The organism is Kitasatospora sp. NPDC059803, assembly GCF_042732255.1.
In the GTDB taxonomy this organism is placed as follows: Bacteria; Actinomycetota; Actinomycetes; order Streptomycetales; family Streptomycetaceae; genus Kitasatospora.
Window position 1 is genome coordinate 27,041 of record NZ_JBHWIJ010000057.1, and the last position, 7,426, is coordinate 34,466.

The 7,426-nt window shown below is 71.0% G+C and carries 7 protein-coding genes; 3 read left to right on the plus strand and 4 right to left on the minus strand.

Going from position 1 to position 7,426, the window contains the following annotated elements; translation table 11 throughout:
* Window positions 1–175: 175 nt before the first annotated feature.
* From ACFV6I_RS12670 to coxB, 3 genes are read right to left on the minus strand one after another with little or no spacing between them, the layout of a single operon-like run.
* Window positions 176–592 carry a cytochrome c oxidase subunit 4 gene (locus ACFV6I_RS12670; RefSeq protein WP_063347290.1) on the minus strand — a complete coding sequence of 139 codons (417 nt, stop codon included), beginning with the start codon at window positions 590–592 and terminating at the stop codon, window positions 176–178.
* Window positions 592–2,367 (minus strand): cytochrome c oxidase subunit I, encoded by a 1,776-nt coding sequence (ctaD, locus tag ACFV6I_RS12675; RefSeq protein WP_063347291.1) that lies wholly within the window; start codon window positions 2,365–2,367, stop codon window positions 592–594. Before ctaD ends, ACFV6I_RS12670 begins: the two co-directional genes overlap by 1 nt.
* Entirely contained in the window at window positions 2,364–3,218 is an 855-nt protein-coding gene (gene coxB / locus ACFV6I_RS12680) for a cytochrome c oxidase subunit II (protein WP_063347292.1), read from the minus strand. Before coxB ends, ctaD begins: the two co-directional genes overlap by 4 nt.
* Window positions 3,219–3,586: 368 nt before the next feature.
* Between coxB and ACFV6I_RS12685 the strand changes: the two genes are divergently transcribed.
* Window positions 3,587–4,987 carry a cysteine desulfurase/sulfurtransferase TusA family protein gene (locus tag ACFV6I_RS12685; RefSeq protein ID WP_063351057.1) on the plus strand — a complete coding sequence of 467 codons (1,401 nt, stop codon included), beginning with the start codon at window positions 3,587–3,589 and terminating at the stop codon, window positions 4,985–4,987.
* On the opposite strand, the gene ACFV6I_RS12690 is transcribed toward ACFV6I_RS12685, so the two are convergent.
* Complete coding sequence (locus ACFV6I_RS12690; protein WP_063347293.1) at window positions 4,980–5,957, minus strand: carbohydrate kinase family protein; 978 nt, start codon at window positions 5,955–5,957, stop codon at window positions 4,980–4,982. The genes ACFV6I_RS12685 and ACFV6I_RS12690 overlap by 8 nt on opposite strands.
* A 280-nt stretch (window positions 5,958–6,237) precedes the next feature.
* On the opposite strand from ACFV6I_RS12690, the gene ACFV6I_RS12695 reads away from it, so the two are divergent.
* Complete coding sequence (locus ACFV6I_RS12695; protein ID WP_063347294.1) at window positions 6,238–6,447, plus strand: hypothetical protein; 210 nt, start codon at window positions 6,238–6,240, stop codon at window positions 6,445–6,447.
* A gap of 113 nt (window positions 6,448–6,560) precedes the next feature.
* Window positions 6,561–7,268 (plus strand): hypothetical protein, encoded by a 708-nt coding sequence (locus ACFV6I_RS12700; RefSeq protein ID WP_380424978.1) that lies wholly within the window; start codon window positions 6,561–6,563, stop codon window positions 7,266–7,268.
* Window positions 7,269–7,426 lie beyond the last annotated feature (158 nt).

Genomic DNA, 7,426 nt, shown 5'->3' on the forward strand with positions numbered 1-7,426 from the left:
CTTCGAATAGCCGCCCCGAACAGTCGTCCCGACCCCGAACGGGCGAGCGGCCGGGCGGGCGGAACCTTGGCGCCAGGCCCCCCCCGCGGGGGGCGATAGGGAACCCCCCCCACGGGGGGCGGGACCCCCCCTGGGGGGCGCACCGGCCCTGTCGTCGTCGGCGGAACCCGGGAACCTACTGGTTCTGGTTCTCGCCCCGGTAGAACTCGAAGACCCAGCCGAAGAGGCCGATCAGGATGATCGGGATCGACCAGAACAGCAGCCACCAGCCGAAGATCACTCCGAGGAACGCCAGCGAGCCGCCGATCGCCAGGGAGAGCGGCTGCCAGCTGTGCGGGGCGAAGAAGCCCAGCTCGCCGGCGTCGTCCGCCACCTCGGCCTCGGGGTTGTCACCCGCGCCGCTGTCCACCCGGCGGGCGGTGAAGGCGAGGTAGTACCCGATGAAGGCGCAGAGCGCGAAGGCGAGGAACAGCGCCGTGGTGCCGGCCGCCTCGATCCCGTGCTCCGAGTGGTTGGTCCACAGGCCGTAGGTGACGGCCATCGCGAGGACGAAGACCGCCAGCCCGAGGAAGATCTTTCCCTGTTCCTTCATCAGACGTCGCCCTCCTTCTTGCCCTTGTCCAGCTTCGGGGCGTCGTACTTCGCCGGGGTCACGCCGGCGAGGTGCTTGGCCGGCTCACCGTGGTTCTCCAGGTAGTCCAGCGCGGCGATCTCCGGGTGGTGGAGGTCGAAGGCCGGGGATTCGGAGCGGATCCGGGGCAGGGTGAGGAAGTTGTGCCGCGGCGGCGGGCAGGAGGTCGCCCACTCCAGCGAGCGGCCGTAGCCCCACGGGTCGTCGACCTCGACCTTCTCGCCGTACTTGGCCGTCTTCCACACGTTGTAGAGGAACGGCAGCATCGAGGCGCCGAGCACGAACGAGCCGATGGTCGAGACGGTGTTCAGCGTGGTGAAGCCGTCCGAGGCCAGGTAGTCGGCGTAGCGGCGGGGCATGCCCTCCGCGCCGAGCCAGTGCTGGACCAGGAAGGTGGTGTGGAAGCCGAAGAACAGCGTCCAGAAGGTGATCTTGCCGAGGCGCTCGTCCAGCATCTTGCCGGTCATCTTCGGCCACCAGAAGTGGAAACCGGCGAACATCGCGAAGACGACGGTGCCGAAGACCACGTAGTGGAAGTGGGCGACGACGAAGTACGAGTCCGAGACGTGGAAGTCGATCGGCGGGGAGGCCAGCAGCACACCGGTCAGACCACCGAAGAGGAAGGTGACCAGGAAGCCGACCGTCCAGAGCATCGGCGTCTCGAAGCTCAGCGAGCCCTTCCACATGGTGCCGACCCAGTTGAAGAACTTCACACCGGTCGGGACCGCGATCAGGAAGGTCATGAAGGAGAAGAACGGCAGCAGCACCTGCCCGGTGACGTACATGTGGTGCGCCCACACCGTCACCGACAGACCGGCGATCGCGATGGTGGCCGCGATCAGGCCGGAGTAGCCGAACATCGGCTTGCGGCTGAAGACCGGGATGATCTCCGACACGATGCCGAAGAACGGCAGCGCGATGATGTACACCTCGGGGTGGCCGAAGAACCAGAACAGGTGTTGCCACAGCATCGCCCCGCCGTTGGCGGGATCGAATACGTGGGCCCCGAATTTACGGTCCGCCTCCAGGGCGAACAGCGCGGCGGCCAGGACCGGGAAGGCCAGCAGGACCAGCACGGCGGTCAGCAGGACGTTCCAGACGAAGATCGACATCCGGAACATCGTCATGCCGGGGGCGCGCATGCAGATGATCGTGGTGATGAAGTTGACCGCACCGAGGATCGTGCCGAAGCCGGAGAAGGCCAGACCCATGATCCACATGTCGGCGCCGACGCCCGGCGAACGGACCGCGTCCGACAGCGGGGAGTAGGCGAACCAGCCGAAGTTGGCCGCGCCGTTCGGGGTCAGGAAGCCCGCCACCGCGATGGTCGAGCCGAAGAGGTACAGCCAGTACGCGAACATGTTCAGACGCGGGAACGCCACATCCGGGGCGCCGATCTGGAGCGGCATGATCCAGTTCGCGAAGCCGGCGAACAGCGGCGTCGCGAACATCAGCAGCATGATCGTGCCGTGCATCGTGAACGCCTGGTTGAACTGCTCGTTCGACAGGATCTGGGTCCCGGGACGAGCCAGCTCGGCGCGCATGACCAGCGCGAGGATGCCGCCGATCAGGAAGAAGGCGAACGACGTGCCCAGGTACAGGGTGCCGATCGTCTTGTGGTCGGTGGTGGTCAGCCACTTGATGATGGTCGAACCCGGCTTGCGGGTCCGCTGCGCCCCGACCGTGACGGCCCCGGCGCCCCCGCCGGCCGCGGCGGGCTCGTTGAGGATGGTCACTTCTCTTCACTTCCCATGGTCGTGATGCCGGAGGGCAACGCGCCGGTCTGGCCCTTGGCCCGGAGGTCCGCCAGGTGCTTGTCGTAGTCGGCGCGGTCGACGACCTTGACGTTGAACAGCATGCGCGAGTGGTCGACGCCACAGAGCTCCGCGCACTTGCCCATGTACTCGCCCTTGACGGTGGGGGTGACCTCGAACCTGTTCACCACGCCCGGCACGACGTCCATCTTCATCATGAAGTTGACGGGCCAGAAGTCGTGGATGACGTCACGCGAGGTCAGCCGGAACTGCACCGACTCGTTGACCGGCAGCCAGAGCGTCGGAACGTCCCTGGGCGTACCGACGTCGTACGCGGCGTCCTTGTTGGCCGGGTCGGGGTTCTCGGTGTTCTCGTAGTTGAACGCCCAGCTCCACTGGAAGCCGACCACGTTGACCGTGTGCTGCGGCTTCTCGGAGACGGCGATCAGCTTCGACTCGTCGCGGGCGACGAAGTAGAAGAGCACCGAGACGATGATGATGGGGACCGCGGTGTAGAGCGCCTCGATGGGCACGTTGTACCGGGTCTGCGGGGGGACCTCCACGCCGGTGCGGCTGCGCCGGTGGAAGATCACGCTCCAGATGATCAGACCCCACATCAGTACGCCGACCACCAGCGCCGCGATCCAGGAGCCCTGCCACATCTGGAGGACCATCGGCCCTTCCTTGGTGACGGGGCTCGGGAGGCCAAGCCTGGGGAGGTCGTTGGCCGAGCAGCCGGTGGCGGTCGCGATGACGAGGCCCAGTGCCAGCGCCTGAGGCAGCTTCCGCCGCATCGTGCGCCGCGGCGAGCGGTCGGAGCCGTTGGGACTCACGTAGCGCCTTCCCGAAGTCTCGCCCGCCTTCGCGTCGCCCCGCGGAGGATTGTGAGCCTCCCCGGCGACCCGTCCACGGGCACGGTTTGAATGCTTATGCGGGCCAAACCCTACTCCAGCCTTATGCGCTCCTGACGGGCAGCCCCCGGTAACGCGCCGCCCGGTCGCCCGATCAGGCCCGGCAGGGGCTGCGTCGCAGGTCATCGTAGGCATTCGAGGTCCTTACGCCCGATCGGGGGATGACCTCGAACTACGCGGGTGACGGTCCGTCGGACGCGGACGAAGCGGACATTCGGGGTGATCGACTGACGGCCGGTAAGCGATGTCGTCGGACCGGAACGGCTCCGGGTGTGTCGTTAAATGTGACCGTGTACTTCGACGCGGCCTCGACGGCCCCTCTGCACCCCGTCGCACGGCAGGCGCTGACCGCCGCCCTGGACGAGGGCTGGGCCGATCCGGCCCGGCTGTACCGCTCCGGCCGGCAGGCCCGGATGCTGCTGGACGCCGCCCGCGAGACGGTGGCCGAGGCCCTGGGCGCCCGGGCGGACGAGATCTCCTTCACCGCTAGCGGGACGCAGGCGGTGCAACTCGGCATGCTGGGCGCGCTGGCCGGCCACCGGCGGCGCGGCGGCCACCTGGTGCACTCGGCGGTCGAGCACTCCAGCGTGCTGCACGTCGCCGAGCGTCAGGAGGCGGGCGGGGGCACCGTCTCGGTGGCGCCGGTGGACCGCGCTGGACGGGTCGACCCGGACGTGTTCGCCGCGCTGCTGCGCGCGGACACCGCGCTGGCCGTCCTGCAGAGCGCCAACCACGAGGTGGGGACGGTCCAGCCGGTCGGCGAGGTCGCCGGACACTGCCGCGAGGCCGGTGTCCCGCTGCTGGTCGACGCCGCGCAGAGCGTCGGGCGGATGGACGTCCCGGCGGGCTGGTCGCTGCTGACCGCCAGCGCGCACAAGTGGGGCGGGCCGCCCGGCGTCGGGGTGCTGGCGGTGCGCAAGGGCGTCCGGTACGCCTCGCCGCTGCCGGCCGACGAACGCGAGGGCGGGCGGGTGCCCGGCTACGTCAACGTCCCGGCGATCGTCGCCGCGGCCGCCTCGCTGCGGGCCGTCCGGGCCGAGGCCGCGCGGGAGAACGCCCGGCTCCACGCGCTGGTGGAGCGCATCCGGGCCCGGGTGCCGCAGCTGGTGCCCGAGGTGGAGGTGGTCGGCGACCCGGTGCGGCGGCTGCCGCACATCGTCACCTTCTCCTGCCTGTACGTGGACGGCGAGGTGCTGCTCACCGAACTGGACCGGGCGGGCTTCGCGGTCTCCTCCGGCTCCTCCTGCACCTCCTCCACCCTGACGCCGAGCCATGTGCTGGCCGCGATGGGGGTGCTCACCGAGGGGAACGTCCGGGTCTCGCTGCCGCCCGGGACGGCCGAGGCCGACGTCGAACGCTTCCTCACCGTGCTGCCGGAGCTGGTCGCTGGCGTCCGGGCGCCGCTCGGGCTGGACCTGCCGGCCCCGGAGCCGGAGCCGGCGGCCGGGCCCCTGCTGGTGATCGACGCGCTGGGCAAGCGCTGCCCGCTGCCGGTGATCGAGCTGGCGAAGCGGATCGGCGAGGTGCCGGAGGGCGGCACGGTCGCCGTGCTCGCGGACGACGAGGCGGCCCGGCTGGACATCCCGGCCTGGTGCGGGATGCGCGGTCAGGAGTACGCGGGCGAGGCCCCGGCCGCCGACTACGGCGGCGACCGGGGCTCGGCCTACCTCGTCGTCCGGCGGACTACTTGACCAGGTGCGCGCGGACGTCCGCGGCGGCCTCGGCGCCGTAGGCGTCCTCGAAGCGCTTCAGGAAGGCGGTCGGGCGCAGCTCGTACTCCTGGGTGCCGACGGTCTCGATCACCAGGGTGGCGAGCATGCAGCCGAGCTGGGCGGCGCGCTCCAGGTCGAGCTGCCAGGACAGGCCGGTCAGGAAGCCGGCCCGGAAGGCGTCGCCGACGCCGGTCGGGTCGACCTTCGCCTCCTCGGCGGCGCAGCCGACCAGGATCGCCGCCTCGCCCTTGCGCTCGATCCGCACGCCCTTGCTGCCCAGGGTGGTGATCCGGGTACCGACCCGGGTGAGGATCTCCTCGGCGTCCCAGCCGGTCTTGCTCTCGATCAGCGCGGCCTCGTACTCGTTGGTGAAGAGGTACGCGGCGCCGTCGACGATGTCGCGGATGTCGTCGCCGTCCAGGCGGGCCAGCTGCTGGGAGGGGTCGGCGGCGAAGGCGAAGCCGCGGGTGCGGCACTCCTGGGTGTGGCGCACCATGCCCTGCGGGTCGTCGGCACCGATCAGGACGAGGTCGAGGCCGCCGACGCGGTCGGCGATCGGCTTGAGCTCGATGTTGCGGGCCTCCGCCATGGCACCGGTGTAGAACGAGGCGATCTGGTTGTGGTCCTCGTCCGTGGTGCACATGAAGCGGGCGGTGTGCCGGGTCTCGGAGATGTGGACGGAGTTGCAGTCCACGTTGTTGCGCTCCAGCCAGCTGCGGTACTCGGCGAAGTCCGCGCCGGCCGCGCCGACCAGGATCGGGCGGAGCCCGAGCACGCCCATGCCGAACGCGATGTTCGGCGCGACTCCGCCGCGGCGGATGTCCAGGGTGTCGACCAGGAAGGACAGCGACACGGTGTGCAGCTGCTCGGCGACGAGCTGGTCGGCGAACCGACCGGGGAACGTCATCAGGTGGTCGGTGGCGATCGAGCCGGCGACGGCGATACGCACGGGAGGTCTCCTCAGGATGGCTGCGGGGCCAACGGGCAAGCACGGGTGAACCCACACACGGTACCGGGCTCGGGGCGGGCCGCAGCAAGACCGCCGCAATCCGCCGGCCCGCAGTGCCATCGTGGCACCCGTCACCGTCGAACGTGTACTACCTCCGGGTAGCACTGGTGGGTGGGCCGAACCCCGGCCTAGGGTCGGCAGCAGGGGCCCCGCCGAGCCGGGCGGGCCCCGTCGTCGACCGTGGCAGTGCGGCCACGGCCATGGATCGGAGCGATGCCCGATGATGCCCAGCCACGCCCCGCTGTCCGCCCTCCGGACCGAAGCCGACGGCGAGAGCCTCGACGCGCTGGTGAGTTCGTCCCGGCGGCTGCGCCGGTTCTGGCCGCTGCTGGCGACCGGTCCCGAGCCGGCCGCGCCCGCCCGGGAGGGGTTCCGGGTGCCGTCCGACGCGCAGCGGCTGGTCGCCGGGATGGCCGAGTACGACATGTGACCCGGCGCCCGCCCCGGCCCGGGGCGGGTGGAACCGGATCCGACCGGGTCACGTCACATCCGCGCGGAGCGGCCGAGCGGGCGGCACCGCTGAGCCCTCGGGAGGATGTGCAGATGGACCTGGAGACGATGCCCCGGCGCGGTCGGCGGGCGGTGGCCCTGGCGGGCCTGGCGCTGGCGGCGGTGGTGACGGTGGCCGGGTGCAACGGGGACGGCAAGACCTCCTCGGACGCGGCGGCGGGCGGCGTGGCCACGACCTCGGCGGGCGCGAGCGCCTCCCCGGAGGCCCCGGCGTCCTCCGGCGCCCCGTCCGCGCCGGCTCCGACGGCTCCGGCGGCGAACCCGTCGGCCACGTCGGACCAGCCCGGCCAGACACCGCCGACCAAGTGGGCCCCCACCCCGGCCTCGCCCGCCCCTGGGCAGCCGTCGACGGCCGGCTCCGGGGGCACTCCCCCGGGCCCCGGGATCGCGGTGGGCGAGCCCGACCCGGCCGGGTCTGGGGCGCGCCCGGCGGTCTCCTACCGGGTGGACGGCAGCAACGGGCTGACCGTCTACTTCTTCGGCGGGGTCTGCCAGAAGTACGCGCTGAAGGCGGACGAGTCGCACCCCGGCCGGGTGGACGTCAGGATCGTGGTGGCGGCGCCGGTGCAGCCCGGGCAGGTCTGCAACGCGCTGGCCAAGCGGCAGTCGGTGACCGCCGATCTGCGCTCGCCACTGGCCGGGCGGACGGTGACCGACCAGTCGAGCGGCCAGAACGTACCGCTGGAGGCCGATCCGCACATGGGGCCGGACCCGGTCACTCCGGACGTCGCCGGCCAGTAGCCGCGACAACGGTGTGGAACGCGGAGGCGGCCCCGGGGATGAGGCGGTTTCTAGGGATCGTCGCAACACGTGGTTGGTTTGATCAGGCCGCGAGTAGTTTATGCAGGCGCGGGGGGGGGGTGGGTGGTTCAAGGAAGGGGTTTGGTTGGGGTGGGGGT